General features: G+C 43.0%; 1 protein-coding gene. It reads right to left on the bottom strand.

Annotated elements, in window-relative coordinates; translation table 11 throughout:
* Positions 1 to 91: 91 nt before the first annotated feature.
* Positions 92 to 391 (bottom strand): RNA-directed DNA polymerase, encoded by a 300-nt coding sequence (locus tag EJ063_RS21950; RefSeq protein WP_500691453.1) that lies wholly within the window; start codon positions 389 to 391, stop codon positions 92 to 94.
* Between the last annotated feature and the right edge of the window lie 76 nt (positions 392 to 467).

Below are 467 nucleotides of genomic sequence, written 5' to 3'. Positions count from 1 at the left end.
TTGTCAACTCTCTTCCACGCACGATTCTGCAGTTTAGTCCATCATATGAGTTCTGTATGATATTGACTATCTTCTGAGGCACTCCGTAGTATCAAAGAAGCTTCCATAGTGTTGTTCTGTCCACGCTGTCAAATGCTTTCTCGTAGTCAATGAAGTTGATGTAGAGTGATGAATTCCATTCAATTGATTGTTCCACAATGATCCGTAGAGTTGCGATTTGGTCTGTACACGATCTATCCTTACGGAATCCTGCCTGTTGGTCACGAAGTTGGGCGTCTACGCAGTCCTTCATCCTGATTAACAATACCCTGTTGAAGACTTTTCCCGGTATTGAGAGAAGAGTGATGCCCCTGTAGTTATCACACTTGCTGAGATCGCCTTTCTTCGGTATTTTGACCAGAAGTCCTTATTTCCAGTCTGTTGGTACTTCTTCCTCATCCCAAATTTTGCTGAAGAGAATGTGGAGT

The sequence above is a fragment of the Vibrio aquaticus genome, assembly GCF_003970385.1.
Classification (GTDB): domain Bacteria; phylum Pseudomonadota; class Gammaproteobacteria; order Enterobacterales; family Vibrionaceae; genus Vibrio; species Vibrio aquaticus.
This window is presented reverse-complemented; position numbering and strand designations above follow the sequence as displayed.